Genomic DNA, 18,723 nt, shown 5'->3' on the forward strand with positions numbered 1-18,723 from the left:
CAGGTGCGCGGGCGATTCCGGCCACGCACCCCGACCGCGTCGCCATGGCCGGCCAGCGAAGGCAACCTGATCACGCGTCCGCTCCGGCGCTCGGGCGAGTTTGGTCCACTGTGGACGATTGCACGTGGGGGCGTGCCGTTTCACTCGCAGACGATGCCGTCGGAGTCGGCGTCGCGGTACCAGCCGTACTCGACGTCGATCCCTCTGCGGTAGGGGCCGAAGCCCTTGGACTTGGCCTCCTTGCACGTGCCGAACCTCGGGTCGGTGCCCGGCTGCGGAGCGGGCTTCGGCTTGGTGGTGGTGATGACCTTGGGCTTGGTGGTCGTCTGCTTCGGAGCGGGCGGAGCGGGCGGAGCCGGGGGTGCTGGTGGAGCTGGTGGAGCTGGTGGCACCGTCGTCGTGATCTCCGTCGTGGTCGTGGTGGTCGTGGTCGTGGGGACCGTCGTGCTCGGCACCGTCGTGAACAGCGCGGCGGAGCTCGTGGTGGTCGTCGGCGCCGGGCCCGCGCTCGGGGCGACACCGCAGGCGCCGAGGACCAGGGCGAGCGGCAGCAACAGGAAGGTGGTGCGCATGGCACCGGTTTCGGATGTGCGCATGGCGTGCTCCGACGACTCGTCCCCGACGTGGCACCGCCATCGGCCGATGACGGAGGAGGCGACGGTATGTCCGATGTGGAGCATTGAGGGAGGGGCGCGCACCCGTCCGCAACGCGCGCGTGATCGAGGAGAAACCCAGCTCAGGAGTTGTCTAGAGCCCTTTGCACGGCTTCGCCGGCCTTGCGGGACATGTCCGCGACGGCGGCCCTGCGCTCGGCGTCCGCCTCGTAGTCGGCGACGCGGTTGCGGACGACCCTGGCGGGGGCACCGACCGCGATGGCGTGGTCCGGGATGTCTCCGCGCACCACCGCGTGCGCGCCGAGCACGCAGCCCCGGCCGACGCGGGTGCCGCGCAGGACCGTGACCTTGGTGCCCAGCCAGGTGTCGGGCCCGATGCGCACGGGGGACTTCACGATGCCCTGGTCCTTGATGGGCCTGGTGATGTCCGCGGTGACGTGGTCGAAGTCGCAGATGTAGACCCAGTCGGCGACCAGGGTGGCGGCGCCCAGCTCGATGTCCAGGTAGCAGTTGACGGTGTTCTGCCTGCCGAAGACGGCCTTGTCGCCGATGCGCAGCGAGCCCTCGTGACAGCGGATGGCGTTGCCGTCACCGATGTGCACCCACCGGCCGATCTCCATCCGGCCGTAGCCGGGCTTGCAGTGGATCTCCACGTCGCGGCCGAGGAAGACCATGCCGCGCAGCACGATGTGCGGGTTGGCCATCCTGAAGCGCAGCAGCCGCCAGTAGCGGACGAGGTACCACGGCGTCCACGCCTTGTTGCGGATCACCCAGCGCACCGAGGCCAGGGTGAGGAACCTGGCTTGCTGGGGATCCCGCCGTCGGCCGAGGTCCCACCTGGCCCGCAACGGTGCGCCCCACATGCTGGTCATCCGCCGTCCCCGCAATCAGGTTCGTTCCTCAGCGTTGTCAGCGGGCAGGATATGCGGCATGAGCATGCCTCCCGCCGACCGGACCCCGCTCGTCATCGACACCGACCCGGGTATCGACGACGCCGTCGCGCTGCTGCTGGCCGCGAACAGCCCCGAGGTGGAGCTGCTCGCGGTGACCACGGTGTTCGGCAACGTCGGACCCGAGATCACCTCGGCCAACGCGCTGCGCGTGCTGCGGCTGGTCGGCCGCGAGGACGTGCCGGTGGCGGCAGGGGCGGACCGGCCGCTCGCGCACGCGATGCTGCACCGCGCGGAGGAGTGGCACGGCGTAGACGGGCTCGGCGGGCAGTCCGGTCTGCTCCCCGAGGCCGCGCGGTCGGTGGAGCCGGTGGGCGCGGTGGAGCAGCTAGCCAGGGTGCTGCGCGCGGCGGAGCGGCCGGTGACGATCGCGGCGATCGGGCCGCTGACCAACATCGCGCTGCTGCTGGCGTCCTTCCCCGAGCTCAAGCCGAGGATCGCCAGGGTGGTGGTCATGGGCGGCGCGTTCGCGGGCGGCAACACCACGGCCACCTCGGAGTTCAACATCTGGAGCGACCCCGAGGCGGCGCGCCGGGTGCTGGCCGAGGAGGACGTGCCGGTCACCCTCGTTCCGCTGGACGTGACGCTGCGCTGCTCGGTGGACGGGCCGTGGCTCGCCGAACTGGCCACGGGCGGTGTCGCGGCCACGACGCTGGCCAAGGTGATGGAGCACTACCGCAATCGCTACCTCGAGTTCTACGGCGAGGACAGCGCGGCGCTGCACGACTCCGTCGCCGTGCTCGAAGCGGTGGCTCCCGGCACGCTGCGCACCACTTCGCTTCCGGTGGACGTGCTGTGCGACCTCGGCCCGGCGCGAGGTGCGACCATCGCCGATCGCAGGCTCAACGCGCCCGGCCGCCGCATCGACGTGGCGGTCGACGCGGACTTCGACGGCGTGCGCGCCACCGTCCTCAACCGCCTTCTCGGCCGCTCCTGACCCTCCGGCGCGTGGGCCGGGCGGGCGGTCACGGCAGGTAGTACATGGGGTTGGGCAGCTTCACCGTGCGCTCGGCGTGCCCGCCCTCAAGATCGCTGTACTGGTCACCGACGCTGAGCAGCACGGTCTCCCCTTGGCTCTCCAGGTGCGCGCGCGTTCCGGACTTGTACTGCACGGTGTTGCAGCTCAGTCCGCACGCCAACCACGGGAGCGGCTTGTCCGACGGCTTGAGGAACAGCGCCTTGGGCTCGGGGAAACCGTTCTTGCGCAACGACTTCACCGTGCCCTCGCGCACGTTCTCCTTGCGCCCGGTGAGGAAGTAGACGTGCACGCCGCGCTTGCTCGCCCACTGGGTCAGCTCGCGCGTCGGCTCGATCGCCGGGAACTCGCCCGCGTTGATCGCCTTGTCGAAGGCGGCCTGGTCGAAGCCGAAATCGCGCTCGGCCTCGAAGCCGTAGGTCAGTTCGGAGGTGTCGTCGATGTCGAGCACGATGGCCGGGTTCTTCACGCCGTCGGCGAGCCTGCGCTCCAGCCAGCGGCGTGCGGAGTTGATCTCATTGGCGGTCTGCTTGGCCCACGCGCTCGTCGCGGAGGCGTGGTGCTTGCCGGCCGAGTCGAGGTAGTCGCCGTAGTACTGCTTGACGTCGTTCTTCACCTGGCCGATGTTGGCGGGCTCCTTGGGTTTGCCCGCGGCGTCAGCACCGTCCGAAGTGGAGAGTGCGACGGAACCGACGATCAGCCCTGCTGCGATCACGAGGGCGGCGGTGCGACTGGCCATGCGGGAAAGCTAGGCCGCGACACGCGAGCGCTCAACCCGATACGACCGGCTTGGCGTGTTCCTCCCGGACGGTCCGGTTAGGAAAAGCTCACACCCGCTCGGCGCGGCACAGGTACGCGGTGGGCGTGTCGCCGACGCGGGTCAGCACGACGGTCGCCTCCTCAGGGCCGCTGATCTTCAACTGCCTGCGCAGCGCGTCGGGGTCGATGTCCAAGCCCCGCACCAGGATCTCCAGCCGCCCGACACCGCGTTCGCGCAGCAGCGCGCGCAGGGTCTTCTCGTTGTACTTGCCGTGCTCCAGCACGCGGAACGCGCGAACACCGCGAGGCGGGGTGTCCCCGGTGAGGTAGGCGATGCGCGGGTCGAGCTGGCCGAGCCCGTGCCGCGCGCCGTAGTGCCGAACAAGACCCGCCCGCACCACCGCGCCGTCCGGGTCGATGATCCACTCGCCGACCTCGCGCGTCGGGCACGCGTCGGACTCGGCGTCCGTGACGGTCCACAGTGGACCTTCCGGCCCGAGCACCGTCGCGCGCCTGCTCACACCGAAGGTCGCTGGGGCACCGACCCACACGCACGCCTCGCGCACCTGCCCCGCCAGCGAGACGACCTCGACCTCGCCCGCCCACGGCACGGCCGCGAAATCCAGTCCTGGCGCGCACTTCACAGCCATGTCCCGGCCGCGATAGGCCGACATCAGGTCACCGAGCGGCGGCACCAGGTCCTCCGGCCGCCACTTCCGCCGACCCGCCCCGTCACGCCGAGCGGGGTCCGCGAGCACGACGGTGCCCCGGCTCACCGGGCGCAACGCGTCGGCGCGCAGCAGGCCGACGGACGCGCCGGACACCTCGCAGTTGTGCTGGGCCATCGCGAGCCGGACACCGTCCACATCGGACCCGACGCACCGGTCCGCGACGGCAGCGACCGCGATGAGGTCGGCTCCGACGGAGCACGTCACGTCGTGGACGTCGCGTCCCTCAAGGCGTCCCGCGCGGTGCCGGGCCACGACGGAGGCCGTTGCCTGCTGCGCGGCGTCCTCGGTCAGCAACCACGACTCGACACCGTCCAATTTGGACGCTGTGCGTCGCCGTAGCACGGCGGTCTCCAGCACCGCCGCGGCGAACCGCTCCCCCGCGATCCGCCGCGCCGACGCCACGTCGTTCAGCCGCGACGCGGGCATGAGCGGCAGTTCCGCCGCCGCCCGCAACGCTTCTCCCCCCGCCGAGGACCGGAGGAACTCCACGTCCTCGGCCGTGAACCCGTAGCCCACTAGACCGGCTTGTTCCCGGTGATGAGCACGTTGTAGAAGACGTTGCGCGGCATGACCTTCGCCAGCAGGTTCTCGTCCAGCCAGGTCAGCCGCTGCCACGCCTGGTAGGCGAACGTCGCCCAGCCGAAGCCCAGCTTCTCGCGCGGGACGGCGGCCTCGAAGGTCCGCACCGGCCAGCCGAACAACGCCGCCGCCAGCTCCTCGGTCACCGCGCGCACGTCCGTCGCCCCGGCCGCCCGAGCGGTGCGCTCCAGCTCGTCCGGGTCGAAGGTGTGCAGGTCCACCACGGCCTCCAAGGCGGCGGCGCGCGAGGACTCGTCCAGCTCCTCCTGCGGCCTGCGCCAGCCGTTCAGCGGCGGCAGCTTGGTCAGGTTCGTGGTGGCCCACCAGGTGAGCTGGCCGAGCTTGCGCGCGTAGAAGTCGCCCACCTTGGTCGGCTCGCCCGCGAACACGAAGCGCCCGCCGGGCTTGAGCACCCGCAGGATCTCCTTCATGGCCGAGGGGATGTCCGGGATGTGGTGCAGCACCGCGTGCCCGACGACGAGGTCGAAGGTGTCGTCGTCGTAGGGCAGCGTCTCCGCGTCGGCGACCCGCCCGTCCACGTCGAGCCCGAGCGCCTCGGCGTTGCGCACCGCGACCTCGACCATGCCCGGCGAGAGGTCGGTGACCGAACCGCGCTTGATCACACCGCCCTGCATCAGGTTCAGCAGGAAGAACCCCGTGCCGCAGCCCAGTTCGAGCGCGTGCTCGTACGGCCAGTCCCGCTCACCGGCGACCGCGCGGAAGCGCCCCGTCGCGTAGGTGATGCAGCGCTCGTCGTAGGAGATCGACCACTTCTCGTCGTAGGTGCCCGCCTCCCAGTCGTGGTAGAGGACGTTGGCCAGCTTCGGGTCCTTCCAGGCCGCCTCCACCTCCTCCGCCGTGGCGTGCGGGTTGGGCTTCGGATCGCTACTTGCCACTGAAGGTCGCCTTCCCAGGGCCGTTCTCGATGAACGAGCGCATGCCCGCCTTCTGGTCCTCCGTCGCGAACAACGCCGCGAACAGCTGGGTCTCCAGGCGCAGGCCGGTGTTCAGGTCGCCGTCCAGGCCGATGTCCACCGCCGCCTTGGCCGCCGCGAGCGCGCGGGCCGGGCCGTTCGCGAACTGCTCGGCCCAGCGGCGCGCGGCCAGGTAGACCTCGTCCGGCGCGACGACCTCGTCCAGCATGCCGATGCGCAGGGCCTCCTCCGCCTTCACGAAGCGGCCGGTGAAGATCACGTCCTTGGCCTTGGCCGGACCGATCAGCCGGGCGAGGCGCTGCGTGCCGCCCGCCCCGGGGATCACGCCGAGCAGTGTCTCCGGCTGGCCGACCTTGGCGTTGTCGCCACCGATGCGGCGGTCGCAGGTCAGCGCCAGCTCGTAGCCGCCGCCGAGCGCGTAGCCGGTGATCGCGGCGACGGTGGGCTTCGGGATGGCCGCGACCGCGCTCAGCGAGGTGGACAGGCTGCCGCCCCAGTCCAGCATCTCGCCGTAGGAGAGATCGGCCATCTCCTTGATGTCCGCGCCGGCCGCGAAGACCTTCTCGCCGCCGTAGACGATCACCGCGCGGATGTCGGCGCGCTCGGCAGCCTCCTGCGCGGCGGCCCTGATCTCCAGGTGCAGCTGCTGGTTCAAGGCGTTCATCGGCGGACGGTCCAACCGGATGGTGCCGATCGCGCCGTCGACCTCGAGCCTGACGAACTCGCCCACGCCGAGAACCTCCTCGCTCCTCGCGGACCCGGTGTCCGGGCCCGTCCGTCGCAGGCTACCGAACGGTAGGGATCACGCTCGACGCCAGGCGAAATAGCGGTCACCCGAGCGCTGCAACGCCAGGTCCTGACCGAAGGTCTGCGCCAGGTTGTGCTCGGTCAGCACGTCGGTGAGCAGTCCCTGAGCCACGACGCCGCCCTCGCGCAACAGCATGGCGTGGGTGAACCCTGGCGGGATCTCCTCAACGTGGTGGGTCACGAGCACCATCGCGGGCGCGTCGGGGTCCATGGCCAGCGCGGACAACCGCATCACCAGGTCCTCGCGCCCGCCAAGGTCCAGGCCCGCCGCGGGCTCGTCCATCAGCAGCAGCTCGGGGTCGGTCATCAGCGCGCGTGCGATCAGCGTGCGCTTGCGCTCGCCCTCGGACAGCGTGCCGAAGGTGCGATCGCCGAGATGCGCGATGCCCATGGCCTTGAGCAGCTCGTCCGCCCGGTCGGTGTCCATCGAGTCGTACTGCTCGCGCCAGCGGCCGAGCACCGCGTAGCCGGCGCTGACCACGAGGTCGCGCACCTGCTCCTCGCCGGGGACACGCGCGGCGAGCGCGGCCGAGCAGAACCCGATCCTCGGCCGGAGCTCGAAGACGTCGGTGCGGCCGATCTTCTCGCCGAGCACGTTGACCTGGCCGGTGGAGGGGTGCATCTCGGCGCCCGCCAGCTTCAGCAGCGTGGTCTTGCCCGCGCCGTTGGGGCCGAGCACCACCCAGCGTTCGTCCAGCTCGACGCGCCAGTCGACCTTTCGGAGCAGGGAGGTGCGGGCCCTTCGGACGCCGACGCCGTCCATGCGCACCACTAGGTCGGTCACGTCCACCCCGTCGCCCGCGGTGGACTGCATCGCTGCGCGCTCGGTCACGGGACCCATTCTTGCGATCCCCCGATCCGGGCCTGCCACCGCCCCTTGATCAGCTCCGGATCGTGGATCATCTTGTGCGTGACAGCCGACCACGAACACCCTGTCCTGGCCGGTCGCCCGTTCCCGCTCGGGGCCCACCCCGAGGGTGGTGGCGTCCGGTTCGCCGTGGCGTCCTCCATCGCCGACGCCGTCGAGGTCTGCCTGATCGACGATAACCTGGTCGAAAGGCGCGTGGAGCTGACAGAGCGCACTTTCGGCGTCTGGCACGGTTTGGTGCCCGGTGTGACCGATGGGCAGCTTTACGGCTTCCGCGTGCACGGTCCCTACGACCCGACGCGCGGTCTTCGCTGCAATCCCGCAAAGCTGCTAGTCGACCCCTACGCGCGCCGTATCTCCGGAACGCTGACCGATGTCGACGCGGCGCTCGGTTACGTCGGCGAGTACATGGACTGGACTCCGTCCGCTGTCGACTCGCTCGGCAGCGTGCCGCTTTCACGGGTCACTGCGCCCGGTGGCGCTGACACGGGGACTGCGCCCAATGTGCCGTGGGAAGAGACAGTCATCTACGAGGTCCACGTCAAGGGCTTCACCAAGTCGCACCCCGAGGTACCGGAGCACCAACGCGGCACCTATCTCGGCATGGCACACCCAGCAGTCATCGAGCACCTCCAGCGGCTGGGCGTGACAGCCGTCGAGCTGCTGCCCGTGCACTCGTTCGTCGACGAGCCCGGACTGACCGCACAGGGTCGGAACAACTACTGGGGCTACTCCACGCTCGGTTTCCTCGCACCGCACGCCGCGTACGCCAGCGAGCCCGGTCGCGAGGTCGAAGAGTTCCGCACCATGGTCGCCGCGCTGCACGCCGCGGGCATCGAGGTGCTGTTGGACGTCGTGTTCAACCACACGTGCGAAGGCGGACTAGGCGGTCCGACACTGAGCTTTCGCGGCCTGGACGCGCCCGCGTACTACCTGCACTCGGCCAACGGTGGCGGCTTCGACCTGACCGGCTGCGGCAACACCCTGGACGCGGGTTCGCCGACTGTCGTGCGTCTGGTCACCGACTCGCTGCGCTACTGGGCGAGCGAGCTTGGCGTGGACGGGTTCCGGTTCGACCTGGCCAGCGTGCTCGGACGGCCCGGAGGCGGTGGCTTCGACCGCAACGCGGGGCTGCTCACCGCGATCACCACCGACCCCGTGCTGTCGCAGCGCAAGCTGATCTCCGAGCCGTGGGACGCCACCGGCGAGGGCTACCGCGTCGGCGACTTCGGCGTTCAGTGGGCGGAGTGGAACGGGCGCTACCGCGACACCGTGCGCGACTTCTGGCGCTCGGCGACCGGGGTGGCCGAGCTGGCCTACCGGCTCTCCGGCTCCTCCGATCTGTACGACCTCAGCGGGCGCCGCCCGTGGCAGTCCATCAACTTCGTCACCGCGCACGACGGTTTTACGCTGCGCGACCTGGTGTCCTACAACCACAAGCACAACGAGGCCAACGGCGAGGACGGCCGCGACGGCACCGACGACAACCGCTCGTGGAACTGCGGCGCCGAGGGTTCGACGGACGAGGTCTCGGTGCTGGAGCTGCGCGCGCGCCAGGCCCGCAACCTGTTCGCCACGCTCGTGCTGTCCACCGGGACACCCATGATCACCGCGGGCGACGAGATGTGGCGGACGCAGGGCGGCAACAACAACGCCTACTGCCAGGACAACGAGACGTCCTGGATGGATTGGGCGCCGACCGACGCGTCCGAGGCGATGCTGACCTTCGCCAGGCGCGTGGTCGCCCTGCGCGCCGACTGCCCCGCGTTGCGGCAGGCCGAGTTCTTCGACGGCCGCGAGACCCCCAGCGGCATGCCCGACCTCGTGTGGCTGCACGCCGACGGGCGGGAGATGACCGAGACCGACTGGTTCGACGACTCGCGGCGCACGCTGATGATGTGGATCGACGGCGAGGACTGCCGCGGCCGTTCCCGCCTCGGAGAACCGCTGGAGGACCACTCGTGGCTGCTCGTGCTGCACTCCGGCGCCGAGCCCGCGCGGATCAACACGCCCCCCGACGAGTACGGCCGCTGCTACGAACCGGTTCTGGACACCAGCACCGCCGACGGCGTTCCGGCGGACATGAGCCCGCTGACCTCGGGAACCACGCTGACGGTGCCTGCGCGCACCTTCCTGGTGCTCAAAGTGAGGACGTGACAACCGGAAGCAGTTTCACGTTGAAGTGAATGGCCTTCACGTACCGGCGAGGCTCGCGCACCCTGCCGCGCATGACCAACAAGATCGTCGGCACCCTGACCGCCGCCGCCGCAGTTGTCGGCATCATGCTCACCGGCACCGCGGGAACCGCTCACGCGGGCGACTGGAAGTACTACGGCTCGTACTGGACCTGGACCGAGTGCGAGTCCGACGCGGACCGGTTCCGCGGAAGCGACGGCGATGCCAAGTGCCCCTACAACTCCATGAGGGACATGTACGACCTGTACGTCCGAAGCTTCTGATCCCAACGGTTTCACCCGCAACCGAAGCGATTCCTGTCAATCGCCCGTTGAGCGCAATCATGTGCGCATGACCACCAAGATCATCGGCGGACTCACCGCCGTCGCTGCCGCTGTCGGCATCCTGCTCACCGGCGCTGCCGGTACGGCCTCGGCCAACACCCTGTACTTCACCGAGGCCGACTGCGAAGCGGACGCGGCCAAGATCCGCAGCGGCGACGTCGGCGCCACGTGCACCTACGACCTCTTCCGCAACATGTACGAACTGCACGTCTGGGGCTAGTGCCCCCTTGTGCGACCGGGCGGGTCGGAACCACCGTTCCGACCCGCCCAACTCATGCGGTCACGGCCAGGTCGAGCGGCAGCTCCAACTCCGGCTCCGCGAAGCGCTCCTGCGTCAGCGGCCCGCTCGCACAGCTCACCGAGCCAGATCACCGAGGGATCGGGCTAACCACATCAGAGTCCTTGTCCAGCATGCGGAACCGCTGGTCGGCGCGGACCGCACTGTGGCAGCATCGCGCTGTGATCCGCTCGCTGCTGTGGAACAACCTGCCGCTCGACCAGGCGCGGTTGACCAGCTGTGCGTGTACGTGCACGCGGCGTGGCATGTGATCACGGACCCAACCCGAAGATCCTTTCGCGGGATCGCGCCTCGAACTGCGCGCTGATTCCCGCGCCGCGCCGCGTTCCGGTTCTCCCTCAACTCCCTGAACCAGGAGCGCACACATGGCCGTTTCGCTGTCCGCGCCGGAGATCCATCCGGCGCTCGACCTTCCACTGCTGCGGGACTTCATCTCCCCGCGCCGTCCACTGTGGACGGCCAGCGAACTGCTCGGGCTGACCAAGAACGTGGCTGCCGTGTTCGAGGACCAGCTCGCCGGCGTCCTGGAGTACGTGCCGGAGCAGCGCTGGTGGGCGCGCCTGGCGCTGACCGACGAGGTGGAGCTGTGGCTGCTCTCCTGGATGCCGGGCCAGGGCACCGAACCGCACGACCACGGCGGCGCGTCCGGCTCGTTCACGGTGTACCGGGGCGAACTGCGCGAGGACTACCGCTATCCGACAGGCCCCGTCCGTGGCGCGACGCGCAAGCTCGGCACGGGCGTCGGCTTCGGTCCGGGACGGGCGCACCAGGTGCGCAACACGGGCGCGCTGAACGCCGCGAGCGTGCACGCGTACTCGCCGCCGCTGCTGCCGACGAACGAGTACACCAGCCTTGAGGCGTACACGGAGGCTCCGCAGGCATGAGCATCGAAGAGTTCCTTGACGAGGCCCGCGCGGAGATCGACCGGCTGGAGCCGGAGCAAGCCCTCGCCGCGCAGAAGGACGGCGCGCTGATCGTCGACATCCGCCCGCACTCCTACCGGGCCGAGGAAGGCGAGATCCCGGGCGCGCTGCCGATCGAGCGCATTCACCTGGAATGGCGGCTGGACCCGACCGGATCGCACCGCATTTCCGAAGTCCGGCCTGATTCCCTGGTGGTCGTGGTGTGCAACGAGGGCTATTCCTCCAGCCTCGCCGCACGTGATCTGCGCCGGGTCGGGTTGAACAGTGCAACTGATCTCGTCGGCGGTTTCCGCGCGTGGCGGGCGGCTGGGTTGCCTACCAAGCCCGGAGGAACTCCCGCAATCCCCTGATCGTGTCTTACCCTGCGCGCATTCAGATGTTTCGCGCAGGGGAGGAAATGTGCGCCGCATTCGCATTCTGTGCGGTCTCGCCGCCGTCGCGGCTCTTGTCGCCGCGACTCCGGCACCGATCGCGACGCGCACAGGCGACGCAGAACTGGCCCAGGACTCGCTGCGGGCAGACCTGTCCGGCGTCCCGTTCTACATGGCGATGATCGACCGCTTCGCCAACGGCAACGCGGGCAACGACCGAGGCGGGCTCGACGCGGGCGACCGGCTCCAACACGGGTTCGACCCCGCTGACAAGCACTTCTTCCACGGTGGCGACCTCGCGGGGCTCAGCGGCAAGCTCGACTACCTGACCGGGCTGGGCGTCAAGGCGCTGTGGATCAACCCGCCGTTCCGCAACCGCTGGGTAGTCGACGCGGGCGGGGGTACCGCCTTCGCGGCCTACCACGGCTACGCGATCACCGATTTCACCGATTTCGACCCGCATTTCGGCACCAAGCAGGAAATGCGCGCACTGGTCGACAGGGCGCACGCGCGCGGGATCAAAGTCTTCTTCGACATCACCGCGCACTACACAGCCGACGTCATCGGTTTCGACGGCGCCCACCCGTACCGCACACTCACCGAGTCGCCCTATCGCGACGCCGACGGAAAGCCCTTCGACATCGCCGCGATGGCGGGACGACAGGACTTCCCGAAACTCTCCGTGGAAAAGTCCTTCCCCTACGTGCCGAAGTTCCACGACGAAGCCTCAGCGCAGCGGAAGAAGCCGGAATGGCTCAACGACCGCACGCTGTACCACAACCGCGGCGACGCGTCGGACTTCGCCGGGGAGCAGTTGCTGTTCGCCGATTTCTTCGGGCTCGACGACTTGATGACGGAGCACCCCAGGGTCGTGGAAGGCATGCGCCGCATCTACACCGACTGGATCGACTCGATGGACATCGACGGATACCGGGTGGACACCGTCAAGCACGTCAACACCGAGTTCTGGCAGGCGTTCGCGCCCGCGGTGAAGGCCCACGCGAACGCGCGCGGCAAGCACGACTTCTTCATCTTCGGTGAGGACCTGACCGGCGATCCGACGCACACCTCGCACTACACCACCGCCGGGCGGATGCAGTCCGTCCTGGACTTCCCGTTCCAGGGCGCGGCGTCGCAGTTCGTCGCGGGCAAGGGCGCCTCGCTGCTCGCACAGGCACTTGACGCCGACGACCTGTACACCGATGCCGACTCGAACGCGTACTCGCTCAACACCTTCCTGAGCAACCACGACACCGGCAGACTCGCGTGGATGCTCCGGCGGGACCGTCCTGGCATCAGTGACCAAGAGCTGCTGGACCGACTGCGGCTCGGCAACGCGCTCTTGTACCTATGGCGCGGAAATCCGATCGTTTACTACGGCGACGAGCAGGGCTTCACAGGCACCGGTGGTGACGCGGACGCACGCCAGGACATGTTCCCCACGAAGGTCGCAGAGCACTTGGGGCAGGCTCAGGTCGGCACGGCCAGCACTCCGGCGCGGGACAATTTCGACACCACGCACCCGCTGTACCAACAGCTGAGCTCACTCAGTGCTTATAAGGCCGCGAATCCGGTGTGGAAGCGCGGTAATCAGGTCATGAGGCACGCCGACGCGGACGTAGTGGCCTACAGCCGCATTGATTCGGTGACAGGGCACGAGTACCTGGTTACTGCGAACTCTGCGACCGAAGCACGCACGGTGGACGTCACTGTGTCCGCGGCGGACTTCGCCTTCCGGCAGGACTTCCCGTCCACAGGCACCGGTCCGACCAGCGGAGCCAACGGCACTGTGAAGGTGACTGTGCCCCCGTTGTCGGTCTCAGTGTTCCGCAGCGACAAGCCCGTTCCCGTCGCACAGGCGGCTCCGAAGCCGAAACTTTCCCTGTTGGCGCCTGCGAAGGACGGGCGCACAGGGTTGCTCGCCGAAGTCTTGGAAGTCCCACGCGCCCAGGCAACGTTCGCAGCACGCGTTGCGGGACAAACGAACTGGACGATTCTCGGCACTGACGACGCAGGGCCGTACCGGGTCTACGCGGACCTCGGCAAGCTGCCCGGAGCAACGGCGGGCGCACGCGTAGAACTGCGTGTGGTGGTGAGGGACTCCACAGGCAGGATCGGCACGGACGGAACGTTCACGCAGGCGCCGAAGTGACGTAGTGGGCGGCCCCCGCCACCAGGGGCCGCCCACCGCCTTCACGGCATCAGGTCGCGAGAACGACCTTGCCGAGCTCTACCGGTGACGCGAGCAGTTCGTGCTTCGGCAGGACGCGGACCGTGTAGCCGGTCGGACCGGCGTACGGCAGCTCCACCTCGGCGCTGTACTCGCCGGGCGAGACCAGGTCCATCGGCACCGAGACCACGTCGCGCAGCTCGTTGGAGTCGTCGACCCGCCCGACGACCGCCTGCACCTCGATCTCCGTGCGGTCGAGACCGCCGAGCTCCACGCGCGCGGTGACCGACGCCTTGGAGCCGAGCAGCGGCGCCGCGCTGTTCCCGTTGACGGAGAAGGTGGTCTCCATGACGCGCACCGAGGACCACGCGGCGTCGAGCCGGGCGCGGTAGGAGGCCAGCTCCTTCGCGCCGTTGTAGGCGTACTCCCCGACCGCGGCCGCCGAACGGGCAGCCGGGGTGTAGAGCGTCTCGACGTACTCCTTGACCATGCGCGAGGCCTGCACCTGCGGGCCGAGCGAGGCCAGCGTGTGCCGCACCTTGCCCATCCAGCGGGCCGGAACGCCGTCCTCGCCCCGGTCGTAGAACATCGGCGCGACCTTGGTGCTGATCAGCTCGTAGAGCGCCGTCGCCTCCAGGTCGTCCCGGCGGTTCGGGTCGACGACGCCGTCAGCGGTGGGGATCGCCCAGCCGTTGTCGCCGTCGAAGAACTCGTCCCACCAGCCGTCCTTGATGGACAGGTTGAGACCGCCGTTGAGCGCGGACTTCATGCCCGAGGTGCCGCACGCCTCCAACGGCCGCAGCGGGTTGTTCAGCCAGACGTCGCAGCCCCAGTACAGGTACTTCGCCATCGACATGCCGTAGTCCGGCAGGAAGACGATGCGGTGCCGCACCTCGGGGTCGTCGGCGAAGCGCACGATCTGCTGGATCAGCGCCTTGCCGCCGTCGTCGGCCGGGTGCGACTTGCCCGCGACCACGAGCTGCACCGGGCGTTCCGGGTCCAGCAGCAGCGCGCGCAGCCGCTCCGGGTCGCGCAGCATCAGCGTGAGCCGCTTGTACGTGGGCACGCGCCGGGCGAAACCGATGGTCAGCACGGTCGGGTCGAAGACCGAGTCGGTCCAGCCCAGCTCCAGGTTGGAGGCACCGCGCTGCACCCAGGACGCGCGCAGCCTGCGGCGGATCTCCTGGGCGAGGCGGCCGCGCAGTTCCCCGCGCAGCTCCCACAGGCGTTCGTCGGTCACCGGCTCGAAGCCGTGGATGCCGACGCCCTTGTCGACCAGGTCCGGGTCGGACTCGCCGAGCAGCTTGCTGATCTCGGTGGCCGCCCAGGTCGGGCCGTGCACGCCGTTGGTGACCGAGCCGATCGGGACCTCGGTGACGTCGAAGTCCTGCCACAGGCTGCTGAACATCTCGCGGCTGACGCGGCCGTGCAGCTGCGAGACGCCGTTCGCGCGCTGTCCGAGGCGCAGGCCCATGTGCGCCATGTTGAACAGGCCCGGGTTCTCCTCGGCGCCGAGCGCGATCACGCGGTCGACCGGAACGCCCGGAAGCAGACCGTCTCCACCCGCGCCGAAGTAGTGACGCACGAGGTCGACCGGGAAGCGGTCGATGCCCGCGGGGACGGGGGTGTGCGTGGTGAACACGGTGCCCGCGCGGACGGTGGAGAGTGCCTGGTCGAAATCGAGCTCGCCCGAGGCCACGTACTCGCGGATGCGTTCGAGGCCGAGGAAGCCCGCGTGGCCCTCGTTGGTGTGGAAGATGTCCGGCTGCGCGTGGCCGGTCAGCTCGCAGAACACGCGCACGGCGCGGACGCCGCCGATACCGGCCAGGATCTCCTGGCGGATGCGGTGGTTCTGGTCGCCGCCGTAGAGCCGGTCGGTGACGCCGCGCAGGTCCTCGTCGTTCTCCTCGACGTCGGAGTCCAGCAGCAGCAGCGGGACGCGGCCGACCTGCGCCTTCCACACGCGGGCGCGCAGAACGCGGTCGTCCGGCATGGCCACGTGCACCAGGATCGGCGCGCCGGAGGGCTCGGTGAGCGGCTCCAGCGGCAGCGCGCGCGGGTCGAGCACCGGGTAGTGCTCGATCTGCCAGCCGTCGTGCGACAGCGACTGGCGGAAGTAGCCGGAGCGGTAGAGCAGGCCGACGCCGATCAGCGGGACGCCGAGGTCGGAGGCCGCCTTGAGGTGGTCGCCCGCGAGGACGCCGAGGCCGCCGGAGTAGTTGGGCAGCGCCTCGGTGACGCCGAACTCCATCGAGAAGTAGGCGATCGAGGACGGCATGCCCTCGGTCTCCTCGCGGCGGCGCTGGTACCAGCGGCCGGAGTCGAGGTAGCGGTCCAGGTCGTCGGCGATGGCCGCGGTCCGCACGAGGAAGCCCTCGTCGGCGGCGAGCTCATGGAGCCGCTCCGGCGCGACCTCGGCGAGCAGCCGCAACGGGTCGCCGTCGAGGCGTTCCCACGCCTGGGCGTCCACCGAGGCGAAGAGGTCCTGGGTCGGCTGGTGCCAGACCCAGCGGAGGTTGGTCGCCAGCCGCCCGAGAGCCGCCAACGGCTCCGGCAGACTGGCGCGGACGGTGAACCGGCGCAGTGCTCTCACGCGACCGAACTGTACTTCGCCCCCCGCCCCGGTTGGCAAGATTCCCAGCGAAGCCTGCAAAACATTGCAGGCAATCCCACGTTCGCCGACGGTCAGTGGTCTTCAAGACCACCCAACCTCCGCGAACGCGAGAGTTTGGCGCGGTTAGGGACCCCCGGGAGTCAGGGTCGACGGTCTTCAAGGCCTGCGAACCTCCGGGTACGCGGGGTTCGTGGCGGTTGGCGACCGCCAAAAATCGGGCTTGGGGGTCTTGAAGAGCGCAGAACCTCGGGCGGACCCGGAGGTGGTGGTGAACCCAATGCGGCATTGGTTACGTCTGGCGAAACAAATGTCACATTGGGTATGTCGCGCCACCGGGTGATGAGGGCGGGTGGGGGCGTGGGCCGGGGGAGATTGTGGGTTGACGGGGTGGAAAGTGAAGGCGGAGGGGGCGGCGGGGTGGAGCAAGGGACTCCGCCGTTCGGGTCGAAGTGCTCGCCCGGATGGGACTACGTCTAGGTAACCCGCATCATGGTGCGTGAACTCGGCGATCTCCGGGCACCCCCTGGCACAGGGTCACCCCGGACCTGGGGTCGGCCAACTGGATCGAATCAGGCAGACTTGCGCCAGGACGGCACTGACAATCGGACCTGACTACTGCGAGAGGGCGTTGCCGGTGAGCGGTCGGCTCGGTATCGACGATGTCTCCCCAGTCATCTCCTGCGGACGTGATCCGGCGAAAGCCGTTGTGGGGGAACACATCCCGATCCAAGCCACCGTCTGGCGGGAGGGCCACGACGCGGTCGCGGCCACCGTCGCGTGGCGCGGGCCGGACGACCGGGTGGCGCGCCAGACGCGGATGACCCACCTCGGCGGCGGCCTCGACGACTACAGCGCGGCGATCGTGCCGGACCACCCAGGGGCGTGGACCTTCCGCGTGGACGCGTGGTCGGACCCGTGGGCGACGTGGCTGCACGCCATCGAGGTCAAGGTGGCAGCGGGACAGGGCGCCGGGGAGCTGGCGAACGACCTGGAGACCGGCGCGCGCCTCGTCGACCGCGTGTCACGCAGGCCGGACCGCCGCAACGACCGCGAGCTGCTGACCATCGCCGCGGAGTCGTTGCGCGACACGGACCGCCCGGTCGCCGAACGCATCGCCGTCGCGCTGTCGGAGCCCGTGCGCCGGATCATGCACCAGTACCCCGTGCGCGAGCTGGTCACCAAGGGCAAGCCGCAGCGCGTGTGGGTCGACCGCGAGCGCGCGCGCTTCAGTTCCTGGTACGAGTTCTTCCCGCGCTCCACTGGCGGCGTGGACACGGCGGGCAACCCCGTGCACGGCACCTTCGCCACGGCATCCAAGGCGCTGGACCGGGTCGCCGCGATGGGCTTCGACGTGGTGTACCTGCCGCCGATCCACCCGGTCGGCCGGGAGAACCGCAAGGGGCGCAACAACACCCTCACTCCGGGACCGACCGACGTCGGCTCACCGTGGGCGATCGGCGCGGCCGAGGGCGGCCACGACGCCGTGCACCCGGACCTGGGCACGATGGAGGACTTCAAGGACTTCGTCGCGCGCGCCGCCGAACTCGGACTGGAGATCGCGCTGGACTTCGCGCTCCAGTGCGCGCCGGACCACCCGTGGGTCGCGGAACACCCGGAGTGGTTCACGGTGCTGCCGGACGGCACGATCGCCTACGCGGAGAACCCGCCGAAGAAGTACCAGGACATCTACCCGCTGAACTTCGACCGGGACGCCGAGGGGCTCTACGCGGAGACGCTGCGCGTGGTGCTGCACTGGGCCGAGGCGGGCGTGCGGATCTTCCGAGTCGACAACCCGCACACCAAGCCACCGGACTTCTGGAACTGGCTGATCTGGAAGGTCAAGGAGACCCATCCGGACGTGCTGTTCCTGTCCGAGGCCTTCACCCGCCCCGCGCGGATGTTCGGCCTCGCCAAGCGCGGGTTCACGCAGTACTACACGTACTTCACGTGGCGCACGCACAAGCAGGAGATCATCGAGTTCGGCAACGAGCTGGTGGCGCACGCCGACGACGGCACGCCGAACCTGTTCGTCAACACCCCGGACATCCTGCACGCGTCGTTGCAGCACGGCGGCCCCGGCATGTTCGCGGTGCGCGCGGCGCTCGCAGCGACACTGTCGCCGAGTTGGGGCGTGTACTCCGGCTTCGAGCTCTTCGAGCACCAAGCGGTGCGCGAGGGCAGCGAGGAGTACCTGGACTCAGAGAAGTACGAGCTGCGTCCGAGGGACTTCGACGCCGCGCTGCGCGAAGGCCGCTCCCTGGAACCGTGGCTGCGCAGGCTGAACGAGATCCGCCGCGCGCGCCCGGCGCTGAGCAGGCTGCGCACGCTGCGCTTCCACCACGTCGACAACGACGCCCTGATCGCCTACTCCAAGACCGATCCCGCCACCGGGGACACCGTCGTGGTCGTGGTGAACCTCGATCCGAACAACGGCCAGGAAGGCACGTTGTGGTTGGACCTGCCCCTGTTGGGTATGGACTGGACCGAGCGGTTCACCGCGCGCGACGAGATCACCGGGGAGACATGGGACTGGGGTCAGGCGAACTTCGTGAGGCTGGAGCCTCACCGCGCGGTGGCCCACATCGTGGCGGTCGAACGACGCTGACGCT

General features: G+C 69.4%; 16 protein-coding genes. 8 read left to right on the forward strand and 8 right to left on the reverse strand.

The genetic code is table 11. The annotated features are described in order from the left end of the window. Positions 1-140 precede the first annotated feature (140 nt). Together ABD798_RS30810 and ABD798_RS30815 are read right to left on the reverse strand one after the other, a co-directional pair. Positions 141-596 (reverse strand): excalibur calcium-binding domain-containing protein, encoded by a 456-nt coding sequence (locus ABD798_RS30810; RefSeq protein WP_344882611.1) that lies wholly within the window; start codon positions 594-596, stop codon positions 141-143. 140 nt (positions 597-736) lie between these two features. Continuing rightward, complete coding sequence (locus ABD798_RS30815; protein ID WP_344882614.1) at positions 737-1,486, reverse strand: acyltransferase; 750 nt, start codon at positions 1,484-1,486, stop codon at positions 737-739. A 58-nt stretch (positions 1,487-1,544) separates the two neighbouring features. On the opposite strand from ABD798_RS30815, the gene ABD798_RS30820 reads away from it, so the two are divergent. Continuing rightward, positions 1,545-2,501: a nucleoside hydrolase gene (locus tag ABD798_RS30820; RefSeq protein WP_425549299.1), complete on the forward strand. Its 957-nt coding sequence runs from the start codon at positions 1,545-1,547 to the stop codon at positions 2,499-2,501. A gap of 28 nt (positions 2,502-2,529) precedes the next feature. Here the strand turns inward: ABD798_RS30820 and ABD798_RS30825 are convergent, their stop codons facing one another. The 5 genes from ABD798_RS30825 to ABD798_RS30845 form a co-directional block, all read right to left on the reverse strand. Next, entirely contained in the window at positions 2,530-3,279 is a 750-nt protein-coding gene (locus ABD798_RS30825; RefSeq protein WP_344882617.1) for an HAD family acid phosphatase, read from the reverse strand. Between the two features lie 88 nt (positions 3,280-3,367). Continuing rightward, a complete protein-coding gene (locus ABD798_RS30830; protein WP_344882620.1) occupies positions 3,368-4,546 on the reverse strand; it encodes a THUMP-like domain-containing protein in 1,179 nt (392 codons plus the stop codon). Continuing rightward, a complete protein-coding gene (locus ABD798_RS30835) occupies positions 4,546-5,505 on the reverse strand; it encodes a class I SAM-dependent methyltransferase (protein WP_344882623.1) in 960 nt (319 codons plus the stop codon). The genes ABD798_RS30830 and ABD798_RS30835 overlap by 1 nt, the downstream gene beginning before the upstream one ends. Continuing rightward, entirely contained in the window at positions 5,495-6,274 is a 780-nt protein-coding gene (locus ABD798_RS30840) for an enoyl-CoA hydratase/isomerase family protein (protein ID WP_344882627.1), read from the reverse strand. The genes ABD798_RS30835 and ABD798_RS30840 overlap by 11 nt, the downstream gene beginning before the upstream one ends. A gap of 72 nt (positions 6,275-6,346) precedes the next feature. Beyond that, the gene (locus ABD798_RS30845; RefSeq protein WP_210407862.1) at positions 6,347-7,192 is read right to left on the reverse strand and encodes an ABC transporter ATP-binding protein; all 846 of its coding nucleotides are present in this window, start codon (positions 7,190-7,192) and stop codon (positions 6,347-6,349) included. Between the two features lie 69 nt (positions 7,193-7,261). On the opposite strand from ABD798_RS30845, the gene glgX reads away from it, so the two are divergent. The 6 genes from glgX to ABD798_RS30875 all read left to right on the forward strand — a co-directional run bounded on the left by glgX (position 7,262) and on the right by ABD798_RS30875 (position 13,482). Then, entirely contained in the window at positions 7,262-9,376 is a 2,115-nt protein-coding gene (glgX, locus tag ABD798_RS30850; RefSeq protein WP_344882632.1) for a glycogen debranching protein GlgX, read from the forward strand. Positions 9,377-9,447: 71 nt separating this feature from the next. Continuing rightward, positions 9,448-9,678: a hypothetical protein gene (locus tag ABD798_RS30855; RefSeq protein WP_344882635.1), complete on the forward strand. Its 231-nt coding sequence runs from the start codon at positions 9,448-9,450 to the stop codon at positions 9,676-9,678. 67 nt (positions 9,679-9,745) lie between these two features. Beyond that, complete coding sequence (locus tag ABD798_RS30860) at positions 9,746-9,958, forward strand: hypothetical protein (protein ID WP_344882638.1); 213 nt, start codon at positions 9,746-9,748, stop codon at positions 9,956-9,958. Positions 9,959-10,401: 443 nt separating this feature from the next. Then, a complete protein-coding gene (locus ABD798_RS30865) occupies positions 10,402-10,920 on the forward strand; it encodes a cysteine dioxygenase (RefSeq protein WP_344882641.1) in 519 nt (172 codons plus the stop codon). Continuing rightward, positions 10,917-11,309 (forward strand): rhodanese-like domain-containing protein, encoded by a 393-nt coding sequence (locus ABD798_RS30870; RefSeq protein WP_344882644.1) that lies wholly within the window; start codon positions 10,917-10,919, stop codon positions 11,307-11,309. The genes ABD798_RS30865 and ABD798_RS30870 overlap by 4 nt, the downstream gene beginning before the upstream one ends. 49 nt (positions 11,310-11,358) lie before the next feature. Continuing rightward, a complete protein-coding gene (locus tag ABD798_RS30875) occupies positions 11,359-13,482 on the forward strand; it encodes an alpha-amylase family glycosyl hydrolase (RefSeq protein ID WP_344882647.1) in 2,124 nt (707 codons plus the stop codon). Between the two features lie 49 nt (positions 13,483-13,531). On the opposite strand, the gene glgP is transcribed toward ABD798_RS30875, so the two are convergent. Next, entirely contained in the window at positions 13,532-16,093 is a 2,562-nt protein-coding gene (glgP, locus tag ABD798_RS30880) for an alpha-glucan family phosphorylase (RefSeq protein ID WP_344882650.1), read from the reverse strand. Positions 16,094-16,748: 655 nt separating this feature from the next. Here glgP and ABD798_RS30885 point away from each other — a divergent pair. Continuing rightward, positions 16,749-18,719 (forward strand): alpha-1,4-glucan--maltose-1-phosphate maltosyltransferase, encoded by a 1,971-nt coding sequence (locus tag ABD798_RS30885; RefSeq protein ID WP_344882654.1) that lies wholly within the window; start codon positions 16,749-16,751, stop codon positions 18,717-18,719. Positions 18,720-18,723: the final 4 nt, after the last annotated feature.

The sequence above is a fragment of the Allokutzneria multivorans genome (assembly GCF_039537405.1).
Classification (GTDB): domain Bacteria; phylum Actinomycetota; class Actinomycetes; order Mycobacteriales; family Pseudonocardiaceae; genus Allokutzneria; species Allokutzneria multivorans.